The following is a 20,205-nucleotide window of genomic DNA, read 5'->3' on the forward strand; positions in this document are numbered from 1 at the left end:
TTTACCCCAGCCAAAGACCCGCCGCCAGACACAGCACGACCGGCACTGTCAGAATCAGGCGCAACTGCATCCACCAGCGCGGGGTCAGGCCCCAGCGGCTGAATTGCAGATCAATCACCAGAAGCAAGACAAAGCCCGTGATCAATGCTGTCAGCGCTTGTACCGGCCCGCCGCCCACGAAAAAGAACGCCCAAAGTGCTGGCCCGACCGACAAGGCGTAGCCGGTCCATGCTGCCTCGGCCCCGCGCGCGGCAAAGCCCCACAAGACGCCCGACATGAAGCACAGGATCACCACGCCATAGGCGATCATCACGAAGGGGCCGGTAAAGCGCGGGCCGATCACATCCAGCGTCAGTTGCGCCAGTGCGGGCGACAGCAATGTGGCCACGCCCCAAAGAAAGGGCAACAGACCCGACAGACCGAGAATCAGCGCTGGACGTGGGATCATGCGGTTTCGCGCAACACGCGCGGCACCTTGAATTCAACGCGCTCTTTCGCCGTCTCGACTAGTTCGACCGTGACCGCGTAGCGCGCGCGAAAGGCGTCGATCACTTCATTCACCAGTTCTTCCGGCGCGGACGCGCCCGCAGTTATACCGACCGAGCCAATCCCCGACAGCGCACGCCAGTCGATTTCAGTGGCGCGCTGCACAAGTTGCGCATAGGCGCAGCCCTTGGCGCGCCCCACTTCGACCAGACGTTGCGAGTTCGAGGAATTGGGCGCACCGATCACCAGCAGCGCGTCGATCTTGGGAGCAATTGCCTTGACCGACTCCTGGCGGTTGGTGGTGGCGTAGCAGATATCTTCTTTATGCGGGCCGACGATCGCCGGAAAGCGGGCTTTCAATGCCGCGACAATCCCTGCGGTGTCATCCACTGAAAGGGTGGTCTGCGTGATGAAGGCCAACTTCGCGGGGTCGCGCACATCCAGCGCTGCCACATCTTCAGGCGTCTCGACCAGCAGCACCTCGCCCTTGGGCAGTTGTCCCATGGTGCCAATGGTTTCGGGGTGGCCGTCATGCCCGATCATCACCATCTGCAATCCGTTGGCATGGTGGCGCTCTGCCTCGATATGCACTTTGCTGACCAGTGGGCAGGTGGCGTCAACATAGAGCATCTGTCGAGCCTGTGCGGCTTCGGGCACGGATTTCGGCACGCCATGGGCAGAAAAGATCACCGGACGGTCCAGCGGGCAGTCGTCCAGTTCCTCGACAAATACCGCCCCTTTGGCGCGCAGCCCGTCGACCACATACTTGTTATGGACAATCTCGTGGCGGACATAGACTGGCGCGCCCCATTTCTCCAGTGCCATCTCGACGATCTTGATGGCCCGGTCCACGCCCGCGCAAAACCCGCGCGGGGCGGCAAGATAAAGTGTAAGGGGGGGAAGGTCTGTCATGGTCTGGCCCTTGATCTCTCTGGGCCAGACCTAACCCTTGCGGGCTGTTACGTCCAGTATTTTGCGCCGTTTATCCTGCGACGCAATCCGCAATCGCCTGCGCCATGTTGCGCATCAATGTCGGATAAAGGTCCGCACCGGGTTCCAGCATCACGCCTTCCGGGTCCAGTTCTGCACCAACGCGCACGCCGGTCCCCTCAACCACAACATCGATATAACGCGAGCTGTGGTTGACCTCTGGAAAGATGCAGACAGCGCCATCGGCCTGTAGATCAGCGCGCAATTCGCTCAGGCGCTGTGCGCCCGGAGTTGCGGCATCGCCAAGAGCGATAGTGCCTGCCACATTGATCCCGAACTGGTCCACCATATAGCCGTAAGCGTCGTGGAACATGACCAGCGGCGCTGCGGTTGCCGGTTCCAGAATTGCCGATATCTCGGTCGCCAGATCAGCAATCTCGGCGCGTGCGGCTTCGGCATTGGCACGGTATGTTTCGGCATTGTCCGGGTCATGCTCGGCCAGCTCTTCTGCGATCAGATCAAGCCAGATTTCGACATTGCCGGTGTTCATCCAAGCATGTGGGTCAATGCCATCATGGCTGTGGCCGTGATCGTCGTGCCCGTGGCCTTCGTCATCATGGCTGTGGCCGTGATCGTCGTGCCCATGGCCCTCGTCATGGCTGTGGCCGTGATCGTCGTGCCCGTGGCCCTCGTCTTCATGGCTGTGGCCGTGATCGTCGTGCCCATGGCCCTCGTCATGGCTGTGGCCGTGATCGTCGTGCCCATGGCCCTCGTCATGGCTGTGGCCGTGATCGTCGTGCCCGTGGCCTTCGTCATGTCCGTGGCCGTGATCGTCGTGCCCGTGGCCTTCGTCATGGCTGTGGCCGTGGTCGTTGTGTCCATGGCCTTCGTCATGGCTGTGGCCGTGATCGTCGTGGCCGTGGCCCTCGTCATGGCTATGACCGTGATCGTCATGCCCATGGCCGTGATCATGACCATGCGCGAAATCTTGCAGGTGCAGACCTTCGGCGTTGATAAGGGTCACAACTTCGCCCTGCGCCTCGATCCCGGACAAGGCGCGGGCCATCCAGGGGGTCAGCTCTTCGCCGATCCAGAAAATCAGATCAGCTTCGGAAAGTGCGCGCGCCTGAGACGGGCGAAGCTGGAATGAATGGGGGTCGCCGCCGCGGTCCAGCAGCAGGTCGGCCTGACCAACATCGCCCATCACCATCGACACAAGCGAGTGGGTGACCGAGAAATCTGTTACGACCTTTACATCCTGAGCGGCGATTGGTGTGGCCATCATGGCGCAAGCAAGCGCGAGTGAGTAGCGCATCCTATCCTCCTTGTGTTATAAAGTTTCACGACCTATCTAACGTTATATCATAACAGTCAAGGCGGCAATAATGACAGAGCATGCGGGGCAGGGTGGATTTTGCTGTGCCAGCCATAGTGGCACAGCGAATGCACAGGCGATTCTTGATCTGGCCGAAGCCCGCGCAAAGGACCGCAAGGTTCGTCTGACACCTGTGCGACGGCGGACACTGGAAATCCTGCTTCAGGCGCATGGTGCTTTGGGGGCGTATGACGTGCTGGAACAGCTTGCTGCCGAAGGGTTCGGCACCCAGCCCCCGGTTGCCTACCGCGCGCTTAACTTTCTGGTCGAGAATGGCATGGCGCATCGAATCAGGCGGCTGAACGCCTTTACCGCCTGCGCGCATCCCAGCGAAGACCATCGCGCGGCCTTTTTGATTTGTTCTGCCTGTGACAGCGTGACCGAGGCGCAGGCTGGCGGGGTCAATGCCGCGTTGAGTGCTGCGGCGGATGCCGCAGGCTTTGCGCTTGATCGCGCCACGATTGAAGCGGTCGGGTTGTGTCGCGCCTGTCAGGGGGCGCACGCGTGAGTCTGATTACAGCGGCAGGTCTGGGCGTCCATTATGGCGGGCGCAAGGTGTTATTTGACATCGACTTCCAGATGGAGCGAGGCGAGATTGTTACCATTGTCGGGCCGAACGGGTCAGGCAAGACCACATTTTTGCGCGCACTTCTGGGGGTCGTGCCCCCGTCGAGCGGGCGGATCACGCGCGCCAAGGGTGTCAGCGTCGGCTACGTGCCGCAGCGGTTGCATATCGACCCAGGTCTGCCCTTGCCGGTTTCACGTTTTCTGTCGCTGCCAAAGCGGCGTAGTGCGTCCGAGATTGCACAGGTGCTCGACCGTGTAGGTGTGCCCGATGTGGCTGCCCAGAATATGGCGACATTGTCGGGCGGGCAGTTCCAGCGGGTGCTGCTGGCCCGTGCCCTGCTGGTCAAACCCGATATTCTGATGCTGGATGAGCCGACAGCCGGGCTGGACCAACCCGGCGTTGCCAGCTTTTACCGTCTGATCGAAGAAGTCCGCCGCGAAATTGGCTGCGCTGTGCTGTCGGTCAGTCATGATCTGCATGTGGTGATGGCGGCCTCGGATCGGGTGGTTTGTATCAACGGGCATGTCTGTTGCGAAGGCGCGCCGCATGTGGTGCGCGCGGCCCCGGAATACCGCGCGTTGTTTGGTTTGGGCACGGGCGGGGCGCTGGCGCTGTATCAGCACAGCCACGACCACGAGCATGATCACGACCATGACCACACCCATGAAGAAAAGGATCACGCCCATCATGCTGGATGATTTTATGCTGCGCGCAACGCTTGCAGGGCTGGCTGTGGCGCTGGCGACAGGGCCGTTGGGGTGCTTTGTGGTCTGGCGGCGCATGGCCTACTTTGGCGATGCAACAGCCCATGCCGCGATTCTGGGCGTCGCGCTGGCGCTGGGGTTTCAGATCAGCATTTTCATTGGCACCATGGTGGTGGCATTGGTCATGGCGATGATCGTTTCCGTGCTGGCGGGGCGCGGCTGGGCAATGGATACAACGCTGGGTGTGCTTGCGCATTCGGCGCTGGCCTTTGGTCTGGTTGCGGTGTCGTTTCTGCCTGCGGTGCGGGTTGATCTGTCGGCCTATCTGTTTGGCGATATTCTGGCGGTGTCGCGGTTTGACCTTGCGGTGATTGCGACGGGGTCGCTGCTGGTATTGGGGTTGATCCTGTGGCGGTGGGCAGCCCTTCTGACAGCGACATTGAATGAGGATCTGGCCCATGCGTCGGGGATCAATCCGGGACATGAGCGCTTAGTTCTGACGATTGCACTGGCCATCGTGGTGGCGGTGGCGCTGAAAATCGTGGGCGCGCTTCTGATCGCGGCCTTGCTGATTATTCCGGCGGCGGCGGCGCGCAATTTCGCTCGCTCGCCGGAAAGCATGGCGTTAGGGGCGGTTGTGATTGGCGGCGTGTCGGTCTGGGGGGGGCTGCAACTGTCCCTGACGCATGACACGCCCTCTGGCCCCTCGATCGTGGTTTTCGCGGCCATGATCTTTCTGGTGACAACGATTGCAGGGTCGGTGCTTCAGAAACGGTTGGGGCGGTAGGGCGCAATATCCAACTCTGGCGTGCGTCCAGCGACCAAATCTGCGACGATCTGGGCTGTAATGGGGGCAAGGGTCAGGCCCAAATGCCCATGTCCATAGGCATGGATCACATCCGCCCCCGCGCGAGAGGGGCCGATCACAGGGCGCGAATCCGGCAAGGACGGGCGAAAGCCCATCCAGCGGCGGTCAGGTTCGGGCAGATCGGGCAGAATTGCGCGCGCGCCGCGTTCCATAACTGCCCAGCGATGCGGCGAAGGGGGCGCTTTCAGCCCCCCCAACTCGACCGTGCCAGCCACACGCAGCCGCCCCGCCATTGGAGAGAAATAGAAACCCCGCGACACTGGCGTCATCTGGCGGATCAGGCGCGGTGTCGCACAGTCATATTCCAGATGATACCCGCGTTCTGTGTCCAACAGCACGCGGTCGCCGGCCATCGCCGCTAGGGGTTTAGACCACGCGCCGGCAGCGAGAACCACCTTGCGTGCGGTCAGGGTCAGCCTGTCCCCGCTCAGATGCACACGCCCCCCTTCGCGCGTCAGAGCTTTGACTTGCCCCTCGATCCGGTGCACACCTGCCGCATCAACGCTAGCGTGCAAGGCGCGCAGCATGGCGGCGGGGTCATCCAATGTGACCGTGCGCGGAAAGAACGCAGCACCTGCACCCACATCGGCAGGCAGTCCCGGCTGCAACTGGCCCAACTCGTCGCGGCTGATCTGCTCTACTTCGACGCCATGCGCGCGATAGGTGCTGAAATCGGCGGCGCGGCGCTCTGCTTCGGTTTCAAACAGATACAGCGAACCGAGAGGTTTAAGCCATGCCGTGCCCCCGATCTGCGCTGCCAGGCTGCGCCACGCGGGCGCACTGGGGGCCAGAAGGGCGGCAATCGCGCGGGCATTGGCCTCGGCGCGCCGGGGCAGACATTCGCGCGCGAAACGCGCAAGCCACGGCGCAAGGCTGAGTGCGGCGGCAGGGCGAATGGCCAGCGGGCTGTCGCGGTTGAACAGAAGTGAGGGCAGGTTGCGCAGCACATCGGGCGTGCCGACGGGCATAACAGCGTAATCGGCAATAACACCTGCATTGCCGTAGGAGGCACCGCTCTCGTCATCCTTGGGCGCAATCAGCGTGACCTCATGGCCCTGCTCGGCCAAGCGCAACGCGCAGGACAGGCCGACAACGCCGCCGCCGATAACTGCGATTTCCGTCTGCTGTGCCATGCGCGGCCTTTCAGATGATCTGTCGCAGGTGTCCTGCAAAAGTCCCGCATGTGCAAGCGGCAAGCGCGGCAATTGATCGTACGATCAGGCCGCGCGTTCGGCGGTGAATTGCAAGCGTGCGAGCCTTGCATACAGCCCGCCCTGTGCCACCAGTTCTTCATGCGTGCCCGTGGCAACAATGCGCCCCTCATCAAACACCACGATGCGATCTGCCTGTTTGACGGTCGCCAGACGGTGCGCGATTGCAATGGTCGTACGGCCCTTGGACAAATGGTCGACCGCGCGCTGCACGGCGGCTTCGGATTCGGCGTCCAATGCGCTGGTTGCTTCGTCCAGAAGCAGGATCGGCGCATCGCGCAGGATGGCGCGTGCGATGGCCACGCGCTGTTTTTGTCCGCCCGACAGCATGACGCCGCGCTCGCCCAGCTCGGTGTTATACCCATCGGGCAGACGGTCGAGGAACGTATCGGCATGTGCAGCGCGTGCCGCGGCCAACACTTCGCTGTCAGACGCGCCGGGGCGACCAAACCGGATGTTATCCATAGCCGAGGTGGCAAAGATTACCGGGTCTTGCGGCACCAAGGCAATCGCGCGCCGGAAATCGCTGCGCTCCATATCGCGCAGATCCATGCCATCAATGCGGATATGACCGGATTTCGGATCATAATAGCGCATCAGCAATTGCAGGATGGTCGTCTTGCCCGCGCCAGAGGGGCCTACAAGAGCCACAGTCTCGCCCGGTGAAACCGTCAGGCTGACATTCTCCAGCGCTTGCTGGCCGGGGCGGGTGGGGTATTGAAAGCTGACCGCGTCAAATTGCACCGCGCCGCGTGTGGGCTTGGGCAGGGGCATTGGGGAGGCAGGGTCTTGCACGGCGTCTTCGGCAGACAGCAACTCGATCAACCGTTCAGTCGCGCCCGCGGCACGTTGCAGCTCTGACCAGATCTCAGACAACGCCCCGACCGACCCCGCGACGATGACCGCATAGATGACGAATTGCGCCAATTCGCCCGGTGACATGACGCCCGCCGCCACATCGCGCGCGCCGACCCAAAGCGTGCCCAGAATGCCAGTGAATACCAGTGAAATGACAATTACAGTCAGCAGCGCGCGGGTGAAGATTCGCCGCCGTGCCACATCGAAACTGGTTTCGGTTACACGGTCAAAGGCCGCGCGGGATGCGGCCTCATGCGTGTTGGCCTGCACGGTCTGAACAGCACTCAACGCTTCCGAGGCATTGCCGGAACTGGCCGCGATCCAGTCCTGATTCTCGCGCGAGAGTTTGCGCAGCTTGCGCCCCATGACCACAATCGGCACGATGATGACCGGCACCATGAGCAACACAAAGCCCATCAGCTTGGCCGAAGTCAGCCCCAGCAGGATCAACCCGCCCATCAACATCAGCGCATTGCGCAACGCGATAGAAACAGACGAGCCGATGACCGACTGAATAAGCGTGGTATCGGTCGTCAGGCGCGACAGCACCTCGCCGGTCATGATGCGTTCATAAAATGCAGGGCTGCGGTCGATGACACGCGCGAAAAGTGCTTTGCGAATATCAGCCACGATCCGCTCACCAAGACGCGTGACGAAATAATAGCGCAGCCCTGTGCCCAGTGCCAACAGACCCGCCAATGCGAATGCGCCAGCAAAATACTGGTTCAGCAGCGCCATTTCGCGGGCTTCAAACCCGTCAACAACACGGCGAACGGCCAAGGGCAGCGCAAGCGTGATGGCTGCGGTCGCCACAAGGGCAAGGATCGCGATTGCCAGCAACCCGGTATAGGGGCGAATGAACGGCCATAACCCCCGCAGCGCGCCCATATTTCTGGATTTCGCGCGGTCTTGTTGCGCTGCGTCAGTGTCTGTCATGCGCCCTTGCTCTTGCTAAGTTCGATACGGTTTAGGTCAGCCAGCGCAAGGGGGCAACCCCCAGCTTGGGCATGCATGGGCGCAATCAGGGGGCCGTAATCGTTATGGTGGTGCAAAACCTGACATGGTGTCGCATGAAGCGACCTGTGCCGTGTGTGGCAGGGCCAAATCCTAAAGTCTGCTGACCAACAGACCCGCGTGGCGTTCTGCGCCTATCTGATCGACGGCAAGGCGCATGAAGGGCCGCGCGCGGTGTGGGCGCGACCCGTCTCAAATGACAGCACTCAGGCCGCTTTCTCCATCCGCAAAAAGGTGAAAACACCCAGACTTGTCAGCGGTGTATCTTCCACAAGTTGCAGGTCATGCACGCCCAACACCCGGTCTTTGGGGAAGTTTGAATGCCAGCCCATCCAGTCGGCGAAGGGCGCAAATTTGCGCTCTAGCCACGCCAGCCAGCCTTCTTCGCGGGCGAAATGGTTGACCAGCAGGATTTGCCCGCCGGGTTTGCACACACGTGCCATTTCGGCCATGACCTGTTCGGGGTCTGGCACAACCGAGATCAGATGCATGGCCACGACCGTGTCGAAACTTGCATCAGGGAAATCCAGATTGCGCGCGTCCATCTGCCGCAGATCGCGCACATGGTCCAGCTTCTCTTCGCTGACCTTGGTGCGGGCGCGGGTCAGCATATCTTCTGAAAAATCAATTCCGGTCACGTCGAGCGAGGCGTTGTAATAGGGTAGCGCCAGACCAGTGCCAACGCCCACTTCCAATACGCGGCCCCCAATGGTGTTGGCGACCTGCGTAGCATGGCGGCGGCCTGTGTTGGTGATGCGGCCAAAGGTTAGATCGTAAATCGGTGCCCAGCGGCGATAGCTTGACGTGATAGCTTCTGGTTTCAAGTTCAGCCCTCCCTTACCGGCTGCTGCCAGATGTGGGCTAGTCCCGCCTTAGGGTCAACCTGTTGGCTGAGCGGATCGGGGCAAACTTTCCGTTATGTGCGTTTTACAGGCACCTACATCGAAAAGCTGATGCCGCAGCCGCAACTTGACGATGCGTTCGGATTGTCGATGACAAAGCGCGAGCCGATCAGTTCTTCGGTGAAATCAACCACAGCGTTTTCAAGAAAGGGCAGAGAGACAGGGTCAATCAATACCTTCTGGCCATTCTTCTCAAGCACAAGGTCATCGGCTGTCGGTTCGTCAAACCGGATGTCGTATTGAAAGCCAGAGCATCCGCCACCATCAACGGCCACGCGCAAGGCCTTGACCTCGCCGGTATCTTCAGCGATTTCAGCAAGGCGAGCAAAGGCGCGGTCGCTTACGCGAGGGGGCAGAGTTAGGGACATGCGGTTCCAGTGTCTATTTCCGATTACTTTGCTCTGATATAAGCAAGCCGACAGTGTTCGGCAAGATGGCTGGAGAGGAAATGCTCAAACCCTACGCAACGCGGCCCGAAGATTCGCGCGGGCGGCTGCACACGGAAGCGATGAGCACCTTTCGCTCGCCATTTCAGCGTGACCGCGACCGCATTATCCACTCCAGCGCCTTTCGGCGGCTCAAGCACAAGACGCAGGTGTTTATCGAGCATGAGGGCGATTACTACCGCACGCGGCTGACCCATTCAATCGAGGTGGCGCAGGTGGCGCGGACGTTGGCAGGGGCATTGGGGTTGAACACCGATCTGGCCGAGGCGATTGCGCTGGCACATGATCTGGGCCATCCGCCCTTTGGCCATACCGGTGAAGATGCGCTGTGTGATCTGATGGCCCCTTATGGCGGGTTCGACCATAACGCGCAGGCGTTGCGGATCGTCACCCTGCTGGAATGCCATTATGCCGATTTCGACGGGCTGAACCTGACATGGGAAACGCTGGAAGGCATCGCAAAGCATAACGGACCCGTTGCGCGGGCAGATGGCACGCCCCTGAAAGGCGATGTGCTGCCCTATGCGCTGGTCGAATGTAACGCAGCCTTTGATCTGGAGTTGCATGGCTATGCCAGCGCAGAAGCGCAGGTTGCCGCGATTGCCGATGACATTGCCTATAATCACCACGATCTGCATGATGGGCTGCGCTCTGGCCTGTTCACCGAAGCTGATCTGATGGAATTGCCGATCACCGGCCCGGCCTTTGCCGAAGTGGACAGGCTCTATCCCGGACTTGATGTGATGCGGCGCAGGCATGAGGCGCTGCGCCGTGTGTTCGGGGTTATGGTCGAGGATGTGTTGCTTGTGGCCGAGACACGGCTTGGCCCCGCAAACCTGAGCCATGCACAAGATGTGCGCGATCTGAACCTGACCATCATCCGGTTTTCAGACCGTCTGTTCCGGGAATTGAAGGTGATCCGTCAGTTCCTGTTCAACCGCATGTACCGCGCCCCGTCTGTGGTCGAGATGCGCGCGCAGGTCACAACGATGGTGCGCGAGTTGTTCCCGTTGTTCATGGGCCGCCCCGAGTTGCTGCCCGCCGAATGGCGGCGCGATATGGATGCAGCATATGGGCAAACCGAATTGGCGCGGATTGTCGCAGATTATGTCTCTGGCATGACCGACCGGTTTGCGATTCAGGAACATGCACGTCTGATCCGTGGCGAGAAGCCCGTGGGCGCCCGTTACCTGTAAGGGGGCGTCATGGCGGGGCGTTCAGATGTAATGCTGGGTGACTTTGCCATGCGCGCCGCCGCATTGGGTATCTCGGAAAAAGCTCTGCCGGGTCTCGGTCGGTGGCGACGGTATCTGGCTGCTGTGATCGGGGTTCGAGGCCGCCATTGCCGCGCGCCAAACCGCAGATCCGACGTGATACGCCTTTATTCCACTTGACACAAAGGCCATGACTGGCGGACCTTGGACGGGCTGGTGCAGCCCGTCTTGTCTGTGCCACCAAAATAACGGGAGGTGGGTTTCATGCTTGTCAGTCAGATTATTCGTAACAAACCGCAACAGGGCGTAATAACGGTCAGCCCTGGTTCCTCATTGGGCGACGCCGCCAAGTTGCTGTCGCAAAAGCGAATCGGTGCCGTTGTGGTGTCACAGGATGGCGAAAAGGTCGCTGGCATATTGTCCGAACGTGACATCGTACGCGAGTTAGGCAAACGTGGCGCGGAATGCCTGTCCGACAAGGTCGACGATGTGATGACGCGCAGCGTTTTTGGCTGTAGCCCCGAAGACAGCACCGATCTGGTTTTGCAGACAATGACACAGAAACGCTTTCGCCACTTGCCCGTGATGGAGGGGGAGAAGATGATCGCGCTTGTCTCGATCGGGGATGTGGTGGCGGCGAAGATGTCAGAGCTGCAACTGGAAAAAGACGCGCTGACCGGCATGATCATGGGCTATTGAGCGCCGCTTTTTACAGCCGAAGGCTTGCATATCCCTGCGCAATATTGTTGCGTTCCCCCAGAGGGCAGACATGAGGGGGACGCCGATGCGCATCGGACTTTATCCGGGGACTTTCGACCCGCTGACACTGGGGCATCGCGATATCATCACGCGCGCGGCGCAGCTTGTGGACAGGCTGGTGATCGGCGTTGCGATCAACCGTGACAAGGGCCCGCTGTTCACGCTGGAAGAGCGGGTGGCGATGATCGAGGCCGAGGTGACGGACCTGCGCGAACGCACGGGCGTCGATATTGTGGCCCATCCATTCGAGAATCTGTTGATTGATTGCGCGCGCGATGTGGGCGCGTCGATCATCATTCGGGGGCTGCGCGCGGTGACGGATTTTGAATATGAATTTCAGATGGTGGGGATGAACCTCGCCATGGATGACAGTATCGAGACAGTGTTCCTGATGGCCGAAGCGCGGCATCAGGCGATTGCCTCGAAACTGGTCAAGGAAATCGCGCGGCTGGGCGGGGACGTGTCGAAATTCGTCTCGCCCCCGATCCGCGAGGCGCTGCTTGCCAAATACGGCTAAGGGTCAGGTGCCGTAAACGGCCTCTGCGGCAATTTTGGCCGCGTCAGGCTGGTAGATGTCAAGATCGATGGCCACTGCCAGCGGCATGGCTTGCAACTTTGCCTTGGTGCGCGCATAGGCGGCGCGCTTCTTAAGGCGATTTTGCACTTTGGTCAGAAGCGAGGTCATAGTCGGCTCCTTTCGGGGGCTGTGTGTCCCTGCGAAGATGTGCTATGCTGCAGCGCAGCACAACCGCCAGAGTTGCAGGGCCGCGTTGCACTGAATGCAAGTGTGAGCGGTAACAATTGCTACGCCCCGCGCGTGCGAAGACGGATTAGCACCGTGCCGCACAGAAATGAAAAAGCCGCACCAGCAGGTGCGGCTTTCTGAAAGCATAGGCGTTTGTTCTTACTTCGCCTGCGCCATCGCGGCTGCCGTATCCAGCATCCGGTTGGAAAAGCCCCATTCATTATCATACCATGACAGAATGCGCACCATGCGCCCCTCCAGCACCTTGGTTTGGTCCAGATGGAAGATCGACGAGCGCGGGTCATGGTTGAAATCCATCGACACATTGGGCTGGTCGGTCACGCCCAGAACCCCTTTCAGGGGGCCTGACGCGGCCGCAGCGATCATGGCTGTGTTGATCTCGTCGGCAGTGACATCGCGCGCGGCCTCGAATGTCAGGTCCACGACCGAGACATTGGGGGTCGGCACGCGGATGGCGACACCGTCCAGTTTTCCCGCCAGTTCTGGCAATACCAACCCCACAGCCTTGGCGGCACCGGTGCTGGTGGGGATCAGGCTCATGGCTGCGGCGCGGGCGCGGTACATGTCCTTGTGCATCGTATCCAGCGTGGGTTGATCACCGGTATAGCTGTGAATGGTCGTCATGAATCCGCGCGAAATACCGACGGCGTCATTCAGGACTTTCACCACCGGGGCCAGACAGTTGGTTGTGCATGACCCGTTCGATACGATCCTGTCATCCGCCGTCAGACTGTCGTGGTTCACGCCGTATACGATGGTCTTGTCCGCGCCCTTGGAAGGGGCCGAGACCAGTACCTTGCCGGCGCGTCCCAGATGCAGCTTGGCTTTGTCGGCATCGGTGAAAATGCCGGTGCATTCCAACACGATGTCGATATCGTCCCAAGGCAGTTCGGCAGGGTCGCGGGCGGAGGTTACCTTGATGGGACCGCGCCCGACATTAATCGTGTCGCCATCCACTGTCACCTCAGTCGGAAACCTGCCATGGACCGAGTCAAAACGCAGCAGATGCGCATTGCTCTCGACCGGGCCGAGGTCGTTGATGGCAACGATCTCCAGATCATCGCGCTGTTGTTCTACCAGCGCGCGGAGCACAAGCCGCCCGATCCGGCCAAACCCGTTGATTGCAAGACGTGTGGTCATTGGTTTCTCCTCACGAAAATATGTGTTTGCGCTAACACAATGTGGCGAGTGATTTCAAGTGCGATGCGCACCAGCGCAGTTTAAGTTCAGCAGATTGTGCAGCCTTGGGCGCGATTTGGGGTATGGGGCTGATAGCCTGCCGCCATGAGCCGGAAAATACCGCCCGCCACGTCGATCACCGGAACGTCCAGTTCCGGGGCGATCAGGCGCGCCGCGCGCGCTGTCCGATTGCCCGTGCGGCAGATAAGAGCAACCGGTTGTCCCGGTTGCAGATGCGGTTGCAGCGCTTTCATGAAGCTTGCCGGATCATTGAATGTCAGCAAAAGCGCATTTGGCAAGACACCGGTTTCAACCCATTCCTGTGGCTGGCGAATATCAACCAGCAAGACCGGAACCTCCTCCAGCTGTTGTGCCGAAGGCTCTGCCGTATAGACCTGTTGTGCTGTCGCGGGTGCGATAAACATAAAAGCGGCAAGCAGAGACAGGGCAATACGTTTCATGAATAGACCTCTTTGATTTAATGAATGTGTAACGTGCTTCTCGTGCACGCAAAAGGTGACAAAACATCACAATGAGAAGACCCGCCAGCGGGCTGACGGGTCTTTTCATTCTGCGCAAATCTGTGGGGCAGGGTCAGTGGATCAGGCGGCCCATCGCAGCGGCCACATCGGCCATGCGGCACGAAAACCCCCATTCGTTGTCATACCATGCCAGTACCCGCACCATGCGACGCCCGACAACCTTGGTCTGGTCCGGTGCGAAAATCGAAGAATAGGGTGTGTGATTAAAATCAATCGAGACTTTCGGCTCCGGGTCATAGGACAGAACGGCCCCCATCGCCCCGGCGGCTGCCTCGCGCACGATCTCGTTGACATCGGCCACTGTCACATCGCGGCCTGCCTGAAAGGTCAGATCTACGGCGCTGACATTGGGGGTTGGCACCCGCAGGGCTGTTCCATCCAGCTTGCCTGCCAATTCTGGCAGAACCTCGCCAAGCGCTTTTGCTGCCCCGGTCGAGGTGGGGATCATCGCCATCGCGGCGGCGCGGGCACGGTAAAGATCCTTGTGGCGGCGATCCAACGTCGGTTGGTCGCCGGTATAGCTGTGAACTGTCGTCATGATGCCCGATTCAATGCCGATGGCATCGTTCAGAACCTTGGCCAGCGGGGCCAGACAGTTTGTCGTGCAAGAGCCGTTTGAAACAACCAGATGCTCTGGCCGCAGTAAACGATGGTTCACGCCGTAAACAATCGTGGCATCTGCGTTCTTTGCGGGTGCCGATACCAGCACGCGGCTAGCCCCGCGTGTCAGATGAACCGCCGCCTTGTCGCGTTCATTAAACTTGCCGGTGCATTCCAGAACGACGTCTATGCCATCCCAGTCCAGGTCTTCCGGCTCATAGGTCGACATGACCTTGATCGGCCCACGGCCCAGATCAAGCGTGTCGCCGTCAACACGAATGGTGCCGGGAAACCGCCCATGCACCGAGTCGTATTTCAACAGATGGGCATTTGTCTCAATCGGGCCAGTGGCGTTGATCCTCACAACCTCGACATCGTTGCGTGCACTCTCGGCGATATGGGCCAAGGTGCACCGTCCGATGCGTCCGAACCCGTTGATCCCAATGGTGATGGTCATGACTGTAACTCCGCGCTGTGCCGTTGCGTCGGGTATAGCCAGCACAAGGCGTCGAAAAAAGGGCGAAAGCCGACACGAATAATGTCGTTAGCGCAATCTTCGGATGATAGCGCCACCGTTTGTGACTGGTTTGGCCCCGTCTTCGGGTTTTGTCGACTTGCGCTACTGCGCGCTGCGTTGCATGTAGGGGCGGGGCAGACAGCAGCGGAGCGCAGGCATAGTGGCTTTTCTGGAAAACATATTCAGCCTGATCGACATGCGATCCTTCTCGTCGGTCTGGTTCTGGATAGTTGTGGCGCTGTTTTGGTCAGCCGCCAGCCAGTTTGTGCTGGGCGCGTCTTTTGATCTGATCACACGTGCACGGCGCGACGGGTTGCAGAATATGGAAGATCTGCAAACGCTTGTCGAAATACATGTCCGGCGCAAATTGTCCCTGATGCGGCGGGCAGGGCATTGGATTGTTGGCTTTGCGGCGGCGGTTCTGACATTGGTGCTGATGCTGGCCTTTGCGTACCGCTTGGAATTTGCACAGGCCGTGTTTCTGCTGATCTTCCCGCTGACCTTGGTGCGGTTGCTGGAATTGCGTCTGTCCTTTCGGATTGAGCGCGAGTCGATGCAGGGTTTGCAATTATGTCGCGCGCTGCTGCGGCATCGCTTCTGGGTGCAGTGCCTTGGGGTTGTTACTATTTTTGCCACAGCGGTCTGGGGCATGCTGCATGTGCTGTCGCGCTCTGCGTTGAGTATGTAAGCGCGGCATCTGCGGAAAAAGGACTTCATCATCATGACAGTGGCGACTGAGACGGTCATTCTGGGTGGCGCGCCCGAAGGCTATGACGCGCAACTGCTTGCGCGCGAGCTTGAGCGGGCATCCAGCAGCGTGATCCATGTCGCGCGTGATGACAAACGCGCCGAGGCAATGGCACAAGCCTTGGCATTCTGCGCGCCGAATACCAGCGTGCTGCGTTTTCCTGCGTGGGATTGTCTGGCGTATGACCGTGTCTCGCCCAACCCGGAGATTGCGTCAAACCGGATGGCGACGCTGGCGGCACTGGCGCAGGGGGTGCCGGGTCCATTCATCTTGCTGACCACCCTCTCGGCGGCACAACAACGCGTACCTGCGCGCGACGTTGTTGCGCGTGCGTCCTTTCGCGCCGAGGTGGGGCGGCGTATTGATGAAGCGGCACTGCGCAACTGGCTGGTGCGCATGGGCTTTTCGCAATCGCCTACGGTTACTGAACCGGGTGATTTTGCCATTCGGGGTGGTATTTTCGACATCTATCCACCGGGCGAAAGCGGGCCTGTGCGGCTGGACCTGTTCGGCGATGTGCTGGACGGCGCGCGCCGGTTTGATCCCGCTACCCAGCGCAGCCTTGAAAAGCTGCAAGTGGTCGAGTTTGCACCTGTCTCTGAGATTATTCTGGACGAAGCTGCGATCACGCGGTTTCGGCAGAATTACCGGATCGAATTTGGCACCGCCGGAAGTGATGACCCGCTCTATGAAGCGGTCAGCGCAGGGCGCAAGCATCAGGGCATGGAGCATTGGCTGCCCTTCTTCCATGACCGGATGGAGACGATCTTTGACTATCTGCCCGGTGCGGCCGTGATGCTCGATGACCAGTTGGAAGCGGCGCGCGCGTCGCGGTGGGAAGGGATTGCCGATCAGTATGATGCGCGGCGCGAGGCGATGAGCGCTAAGGGGCGGCTGGACACAGTCTATAAACCTTGTCCACCGGGGTTGCTGTATCTGGATGACACTGGCTGGCAAGGCGCACTTGCGGGCCGGCGCGTGATGCAGTTGAACCCGATGAAGACAGCGCCGGGGCCGGGTGTGCTGGATGCAGGCGGGCGCGCGGGGCGCAGTTTCGCCCCCGAACGGCTGGCCGGAGAGAATGTGTTTGACGCCTTGGCCACCCATCTGGCCGCGCGGCGCAAACTGTCGCAGGTGGTGATCGCCAGCCATTCCGAGGGCGCGCGCGACCGGCTGTCGGGCCTGCTGGAAGATCATGGGGCCAGTGGCGCGCAGATGATCGGATCGGCGCGCGACATGAAAGACGGGCAGGGCGCGCTGTACCTTGCGATCTGGCCGCTGGATGCTGGTTTTGAAGCGCCGGGCCTGACGGTTATTTCGGAACAGGATGTGTTGGGCGACCGGTTGGTCAGCCGCACCAAACGGCGCAAGCGGGCCGAAAACTTCCTGACCGAGGCGCAGACCCTTTCGCCCGGTGATCTGATTGTGCATGTCGATCATGGTGTCGGGCGCTACAAGGGGCTGGAGACGATCACCGCGATGGGCGCGCCGCATGAGTGCATCGCGCTCGAATATGCGGGCGGCGACAGGTTGTTTCTGCCGGTCGAGAATATCGAGCTGCTGTCGCGCTATGGCCATGAGGAAGGCTTGCTGGACCGCTTGGGCGGGGGCGCGTGGCAGGCCAAAAAGGCAAAGCTGAAGCAACGCATCCGCGAGATTGCCGACAAGCTGATCCGCATTGCCGCCGAGCGCCAGTTGCGCAAAGCGCCCCATTTCACTGCCCCCGATGGCATGTGGGAGGAATTTCTGGCCCGCTTCCCCTACGCCGAAACCGAAGACCAGTTGCGCGCCATTGAGGATGTGCTGGATGATTTCGACTCTGGTCGCCCAATGGACCGGCTGGTGGTGGGCGATGTCGGCTTTGGCAAGACCGAGGTGGCGATGCGCGCGGCCTTTATCGCGGCCATGTCAGGGGTACAAGTCGCCGTGATTGCCCCCACCACATTGTTGGCACGCCAGCACTACAAGACGTTCGCCGACCGCTTCCGGGGGTTTCCGATCAATGTGCGGCCTTTGTCGCGCTTTGTCAGCGCCAAAGATGCCAGCACGACGCGCGAGGGCTTGGCCAAGGGTGCTGTCGATATTTGTATTGGCACCCATGCCTTGCTGGCAAAAGGTGTAAAATTTGCCAATCTGGGGCTGCTGGTGATTGACGAGGAACAGCATTTTGGGGTCGGCCATAAGGAGCGGCTGAAAGAGTTGCGCAGCGACATTCATGTGCTTACCTTGACCGCCACACCCATCCCGCGCACTTTGCAACTGTCGCTGACGGGTGTGCGTGATCTGTCGATCATCCAAACCCCGCCCGTGGACCGGTTGGCGATCCGCACTTATGTCAGCGAGTTTGATACGCTCACCTTACGCGAAGGGTTGCTGCGCGAGCATTACCGTGGCGGGCAGTCGTTCTTTGTGGTGCCGCGCATCTCCGACTTGTCAGAGATTGAAGAGTTTCTGCGCACCCATCTGCCAGAGCTGAGCTATGTCATCGCCAATGGGCAGATGCCCGCGGGCGAGTTGGATACGCGCATGAACGCCTTTTACGACGGCAAATATGATGTGTTGCTGGCCACGTCGATTGTCGAATCCGGCCTTGATATTCCGCGCGCCAATACGATGATCGTGCACCGCGCCGACATGTTCGGGCTGTCGCAACTCTATCAAATCCGGGGTCGTGTGGGCCGTGCCAAAACGCGCGCTTATTGCTTTCTGACGACAAAACCCCGGGCGCCGCTGACCCCGCAAGCGCAAAAGCGCCTGAAATTGCTGGCCTCGCTCGACAGTTTGGGGGCGGGGTTCAACCTTGCCAGCCATGATATGGACCTGCGCGGTGCTGGCAATATCTTGGGCGAAGAACAATCCGGCCATATCAAAGAAGTGGGCTATGAGTTGTACCAGCAGATGCTGGAAGAGACGATTGCCAAGATTCGCTCCGGCGAGATCGCGGATGTCACTGATCTTGACGGGCAATGGGCGCCCACCATCAATCTGGGTGTGCCTGTGCTGATCCCCGAAGCCTATGTGCCTGATCTTGATGTGCGCCTTGGCCTTTACCGTCGTCTGTCGGGGCTGACAACCAAGGTCGATCTGGAAGGGTTTGCGGCAGAATTGATTGACCGCTTTGGAAAACTGCCGCGCGAGGTGAACACGCTTCTGGCGGTCATGCGGATCAAGGCGGAATGCAAGCGGGCAGGTATTGCCAAGTTTGATGCCGGGCCGAAGGGTGTCACGATCCAGTTCCACAATGATAAATTTGCCAACCCCGCCGGGCTGGTGGTCTTTGTACAGGACCAAAACGGGCTGGCGAAGATACGTGACAACAAGATCGTGGTGCGCCGCGATTGGGCAACCGAGAAAGACCGTGTGCGCGGTGCCTTTGCCATTGCGCGCGATCTGGCAGTGCAGGCTGCACTCTGAATTGGAAAGCACCCGGCGCTAGGCCGGGTGCTATTCTGACTTTCAAATATCGCGCACTGATGCGCAAATTGTGTGCGATCAGGGGGTGACAACGTCATCTTCGTCGTCGTCAACGCAGGGCGCGTCATCTGACAACAGACAGCAGCACAGATTGGCAATCGTCTCATCATCCGCGAAGGGAAAGTCGATCACAATCTCTTCGAAGTCATCATCCTCAGGCTTGGTGATGACAACCTTGGTGATAGAGCCGATCGGGTCAATCAAACCCAACTCTGGGAGCTCCTCTTCAAGCTCCTTGAGTTCGGCCATAACTTCGTCAAAGACGTCATCGAAATCGGGATTGTTTGGGTCGAAACCTTCTGGGGCTTCAATTGTGATGGACAGGTCAACGTCGGCTTCTTCGCAGACGACATGAAATTCCAGCAATGTTGTGGTGTCTTCGTCGTCGTCATCGTCGTCGCAGTCATCGTCGACAATATCGTCGTCCTTAAGAGTGCATTTGCAAATCTTGTCATACAACTTGTCGAGTTTTGACTGATACTTATCGGCCTTGCATTCGAGTTTGAATGCTTTCTTTTCGCCGATTTTCTCAATCTTTGCGGCCTTGAGTTCGCCTGTCCGCTCAACCTTGGAAGCAAGATGGCTCAAGCCGCGCTCTTCGAGCTTGTCAGCCTTGGCCTGATACTTGTCCCGGATCGCATCTGCCTTGTGCTGATATTTGTCCCGGATCGAGTCTGCCTTATCTTCATATTTGGCAACTTTCTTCTCAAATTTCGCGCAGAGTTTCTCGGCTTTCTTTTCCAGAATGTCGTATTTCTTGGCGACCTTCTTCTCAACAAGAACGTGCTTCTTTGCCAGAGCTTTCTCTGCAAGGTCTTTCTAGAGCTCTACCGCCTTGTTCAGCTTCGTCGCTGCCAGCTTCTTAAAAAAGGACATCGTAAAATCTCCGCAAAATTAACAATACAATGCCGCATTATCACGGTTTCGAGAGTCAACAAGCTAGAGAATGGCAGGAAACTGCGAAACAATCGGTTTCGAAAAACGGTTAAATCATGGGGTTAGGATGCCCTGTGCGTAGATATGGGTCCGACGTGATCCACGGCG

22 protein-coding genes are annotated in these 20,205 nt (G+C 59.6%); 10 read left to right on the top strand and 12 right to left on the bottom strand.

The window, feature by feature from the left end:
* Position 1 precedes the first annotated feature (1 nt).
* The 3 genes from BD293_RS05870 to BD293_RS05880 form a co-directional block, all read right to left on the bottom strand.
* On the bottom strand, positions 2-448 hold the full coding sequence (locus tag BD293_RS05870) for a DUF3429 domain-containing protein (protein ID WP_142080283.1): 447 nt from the start codon (positions 446-448) through the stop codon (positions 2-4).
* The gene (ispH, locus tag BD293_RS05875) at positions 445-1,398 is read right to left on the bottom strand and encodes a 4-hydroxy-3-methylbut-2-enyl diphosphate reductase (protein ID WP_142080284.1); all 954 of its coding nucleotides are present in this window, start codon (positions 1,396-1,398) and stop codon (positions 445-447) included. The genes BD293_RS05870 and ispH overlap by 4 nt, the downstream gene beginning before the upstream one ends.
* A gap of 70 nt (positions 1,399-1,468) precedes the next feature.
* The gene (locus BD293_RS05880) at positions 1,469-2,731 is read right to left on the bottom strand and encodes a zinc ABC transporter substrate-binding protein (RefSeq protein WP_142080285.1); all 1,263 of its coding nucleotides are present in this window, start codon (positions 2,729-2,731) and stop codon (positions 1,469-1,471) included.
* 70 nt (positions 2,732-2,801) lie between these two features.
* On the opposite strand from BD293_RS05880, the gene BD293_RS05885 reads away from it, so the two are divergent.
* The 3 genes from BD293_RS05885 to BD293_RS05895 are packed head-to-tail and all read left to right on the top strand — an operon-like array spanning position 2,802 to position 4,850.
* Positions 2,802-3,299, top strand: coding sequence for a transcriptional repressor (locus BD293_RS05885; RefSeq protein WP_142080286.1), 498 nt, complete (start codon positions 2,802-2,804; stop codon positions 3,297-3,299).
* Positions 3,296-4,057, top strand: coding sequence for a metal ABC transporter ATP-binding protein (locus BD293_RS05890; protein ID WP_142080287.1), 762 nt, complete (start codon positions 3,296-3,298; stop codon positions 4,055-4,057). The genes BD293_RS05885 and BD293_RS05890 overlap by 4 nt, the downstream gene beginning before the upstream one ends.
* Entirely contained in the window at positions 4,047-4,850 is an 804-nt protein-coding gene (locus BD293_RS05895) for a metal ABC transporter permease (protein ID WP_142084366.1), read from the top strand. Before BD293_RS05890 ends, BD293_RS05895 begins: the two co-directional genes overlap by 11 nt.
* On the opposite strand, the gene BD293_RS05900 is transcribed toward BD293_RS05895, so the two are convergent.
* From BD293_RS05900 to BD293_RS05915, 4 genes are all read right to left on the bottom strand, one after another.
* Positions 4,829-6,064: an NAD(P)/FAD-dependent oxidoreductase gene (locus tag BD293_RS05900; RefSeq protein WP_142080288.1), complete on the bottom strand. Its 1,236-nt coding sequence runs from the start codon at positions 6,062-6,064 to the stop codon at positions 4,829-4,831. The two genes, BD293_RS05895 and BD293_RS05900, sit on opposite strands and share 22 nt — an antisense overlap.
* Positions 6,065-6,148: 84 nt before the next feature.
* Entirely contained in the window at positions 6,149-7,936 is a 1,788-nt protein-coding gene (locus tag BD293_RS05905; RefSeq protein WP_142080289.1) for an ABC transporter transmembrane domain-containing protein, read from the bottom strand.
* A gap of 284 nt (positions 7,937-8,220) precedes the next feature.
* Positions 8,221-8,838 carry a class I SAM-dependent methyltransferase gene (locus BD293_RS05910; protein ID WP_142080290.1) on the bottom strand — a complete coding sequence of 206 codons (618 nt, stop codon included), beginning with the start codon at positions 8,836-8,838 and terminating at the stop codon, positions 8,221-8,223.
* Between the two features lie 113 nt (positions 8,839-8,951).
* The gene (locus tag BD293_RS05915) at positions 8,952-9,284 is read right to left on the bottom strand and encodes a HesB/IscA family protein (protein WP_142080291.1); all 333 of its coding nucleotides are present in this window, start codon (positions 9,282-9,284) and stop codon (positions 8,952-8,954) included.
* Between the two features lie 80 nt (positions 9,285-9,364).
* On the opposite strand from BD293_RS05915, the gene BD293_RS05920 reads away from it, so the two are divergent.
* The 4 genes from BD293_RS05920 (at position 9,365) to coaD (ending at position 11,852) form a co-directional block, all read left to right on the top strand.
* Positions 9,365-10,558: a deoxyguanosinetriphosphate triphosphohydrolase gene (locus tag BD293_RS05920; protein WP_142080292.1), complete on the top strand. Its 1,194-nt coding sequence runs from the start codon at positions 9,365-9,367 to the stop codon at positions 10,556-10,558.
* Positions 10,559-10,567: 9 nt separating this feature from the next.
* Complete coding sequence (locus BD293_RS05925; protein ID WP_142080293.1) at positions 10,568-10,756, top strand: hypothetical protein; 189 nt, start codon at positions 10,568-10,570, stop codon at positions 10,754-10,756.
* An 84-nt stretch (positions 10,757-10,840) separates the two neighbouring features.
* Positions 10,841-11,275 carry a CBS domain-containing protein gene (locus BD293_RS05930; protein WP_142080294.1) on the top strand — a complete coding sequence of 145 codons (435 nt, stop codon included), beginning with the start codon at positions 10,841-10,843 and terminating at the stop codon, positions 11,273-11,275.
* An 85-nt stretch (positions 11,276-11,360) separates the two neighbouring features.
* Positions 11,361-11,852 (top strand): pantetheine-phosphate adenylyltransferase, encoded by a 492-nt coding sequence (coaD, locus tag BD293_RS05935; RefSeq protein WP_142080295.1) that lies wholly within the window; start codon positions 11,361-11,363, stop codon positions 11,850-11,852.
* Between the two features lie 3 nt (positions 11,853-11,855).
* Here coaD and BD293_RS22645 read toward each other — a convergent pair whose 3' ends face one another.
* The 4 genes from BD293_RS22645 to gap (BD293_RS05950) all read right to left on the bottom strand — a co-directional run bounded on the left by BD293_RS22645 (position 11,856) and on the right by gap (BD293_RS05950) (position 14,879).
* Positions 11,856-12,020, bottom strand: a complete 165-nt coding sequence (locus tag BD293_RS22645) for a hypothetical protein (protein ID WP_170207071.1) — start codon at positions 12,018-12,020, stop codon at positions 11,856-11,858.
* Between the two features lie 219 nt (positions 12,021-12,239).
* Positions 12,240-13,241 carry a type I glyceraldehyde-3-phosphate dehydrogenase gene (gene gap, locus BD293_RS05940; RefSeq protein WP_142080296.1) on the bottom strand — a complete coding sequence of 334 codons (1,002 nt, stop codon included), beginning with the start codon at positions 13,239-13,241 and terminating at the stop codon, positions 12,240-12,242.
* A gap of 86 nt (positions 13,242-13,327) precedes the next feature.
* Positions 13,328-13,741, bottom strand: coding sequence for a rhodanese-like domain-containing protein (locus BD293_RS05945; protein WP_142080297.1), 414 nt, complete (start codon positions 13,739-13,741; stop codon positions 13,328-13,330).
* Positions 13,742-13,874: 133 nt separating this feature from the next.
* Positions 13,875-14,879 carry a type I glyceraldehyde-3-phosphate dehydrogenase gene (gene gap / locus BD293_RS05950; protein WP_142080298.1) on the bottom strand — a complete coding sequence of 335 codons (1,005 nt, stop codon included), beginning with the start codon at positions 14,877-14,879 and terminating at the stop codon, positions 13,875-13,877.
* Positions 14,880-15,099: 220 nt separating this feature from the next.
* Here gap (BD293_RS05950) and BD293_RS05955 point away from each other — a divergent pair, with 220 nt between their 5' ends.
* Together BD293_RS05955 and mfd are read left to right on the top strand one after the other, a co-directional pair.
* Complete coding sequence (locus BD293_RS05955; protein ID WP_246086229.1) at positions 15,100-15,627, top strand: component of SufBCD complex; 528 nt, start codon at positions 15,100-15,102, stop codon at positions 15,625-15,627.
* A 33-nt stretch (positions 15,628-15,660) separates the two neighbouring features.
* Positions 15,661-19,101, top strand: coding sequence for a transcription-repair coupling factor (mfd, locus tag BD293_RS05960; RefSeq protein WP_142080299.1), 3,441 nt, complete (start codon positions 15,661-15,663; stop codon positions 19,099-19,101).
* 78 nt (positions 19,102-19,179) lie between these two features.
* On the opposite strand, the gene BD293_RS05965 is transcribed toward mfd, so the two are convergent.
* Entirely contained in the window at positions 19,180-19,749 is a 570-nt protein-coding gene (locus BD293_RS05965) for a hypothetical protein (protein WP_142080300.1), read from the bottom strand.
* Here BD293_RS05965 and BD293_RS05970 point away from each other — a divergent pair.
* Positions 19,741-20,163 (top strand): hypothetical protein, encoded by a 423-nt coding sequence (locus tag BD293_RS05970; protein WP_142080301.1) that lies wholly within the window; start codon positions 19,741-19,743, stop codon positions 20,161-20,163. The genes BD293_RS05965 and BD293_RS05970 overlap by 9 nt on opposite strands.
* Positions 20,164-20,205 lie beyond the last annotated feature (42 nt).

The organism is Roseinatronobacter monicus, assembly GCF_006716865.1.
In the GTDB taxonomy this organism is placed as follows: domain Bacteria; phylum Pseudomonadota; class Alphaproteobacteria; order Rhodobacterales; family Rhodobacteraceae; genus Roseinatronobacter; species Roseinatronobacter monicus.

Coding starts and splice junctions, on each gene's coding strand:
- BD293_RS05870 (WP_142080283.1), bottom strand. CDS start 448: ATGATCCCACGTCCAGCGCTGATTCTCGGTCTGTCGGGTCTGTTGCCC.
- BD293_RS05900 (WP_142080288.1), bottom strand. CDS start 6,064: ATGGCACAGCAGACGGAAATCGCAGTTATCGGCGGCGGCGTTGTCGGC.
- BD293_RS05895 (WP_142084366.1), top strand. CDS start 4,047: ATGCTGGATGATTTTATGCTGCGCGCAACGCTTGCAGGGCTGGCTGTG.
- coaD (WP_142080295.1), top strand. CDS start 11,361: ATGCGCATCGGACTTTATCCGGGGACTTTCGACCCGCTGACACTGGGG.
- BD293_RS05945 (WP_142080297.1), bottom strand. CDS start 13,741: ATGAAACGTATTGCCCTGTCTCTGCTTGCCGCTTTTATGTTTATCGCA.
- BD293_RS05970 (WP_142080301.1), top strand. CDS start 19,741: ATGGCTCAAGCCGCGCTCTTCGAGCTTGTCAGCCTTGGCCTGATACTT.
- BD293_RS05880 (WP_142080285.1), bottom strand. CDS start 2,731: ATGCGCTACTCACTCGCGCTTGCTTGCGCCATGATGGCCACACCAATC.
- ispH (WP_142080284.1), bottom strand. CDS start 1,398: ATGACAGACCTTCCCCCCCTTACACTTTATCTTGCCGCCCCGCGCGGG.
- BD293_RS22645 (WP_170207071.1), bottom strand. CDS start 12,020: ATGACCTCGCTTCTGACCAAAGTGCAAAATCGCCTTAAGAAGCGCGCC.
- BD293_RS05920 (WP_142080292.1), top strand. CDS start 9,365: ATGCTCAAACCCTACGCAACGCGGCCCGAAGATTCGCGCGGGCGGCTG.
- BD293_RS05905 (WP_142080289.1), bottom strand. CDS start 7,936: ATGACAGACACTGACGCAGCGCAACAAGACCGCGCGAAATCCAGAAAT.
- BD293_RS05915 (WP_142080291.1), bottom strand. CDS start 9,284: ATGTCCCTAACTCTGCCCCCTCGCGTAAGCGACCGCGCCTTTGCTCGC.
- BD293_RS05930 (WP_142080294.1), top strand. CDS start 10,841: ATGCTTGTCAGTCAGATTATTCGTAACAAACCGCAACAGGGCGTAATA.
- BD293_RS05885 (WP_142080286.1), top strand. CDS start 2,802: ATGACAGAGCATGCGGGGCAGGGTGGATTTTGCTGTGCCAGCCATAGT.
- BD293_RS05925 (WP_142080293.1), top strand. CDS start 10,568: ATGGCGGGGCGTTCAGATGTAATGCTGGGTGACTTTGCCATGCGCGCC.
- gap (WP_142080296.1), bottom strand. CDS start 13,241: ATGACCACACGTCTTGCAATCAACGGGTTTGGCCGGATCGGGCGGCTT.
- mfd (WP_142080299.1), top strand. CDS start 15,661: ATGACAGTGGCGACTGAGACGGTCATTCTGGGTGGCGCGCCCGAAGGC.
- gap (WP_142080298.1), bottom strand. CDS start 14,879: ATGACCATCACCATTGGGATCAACGGGTTCGGACGCATCGGACGGTGC.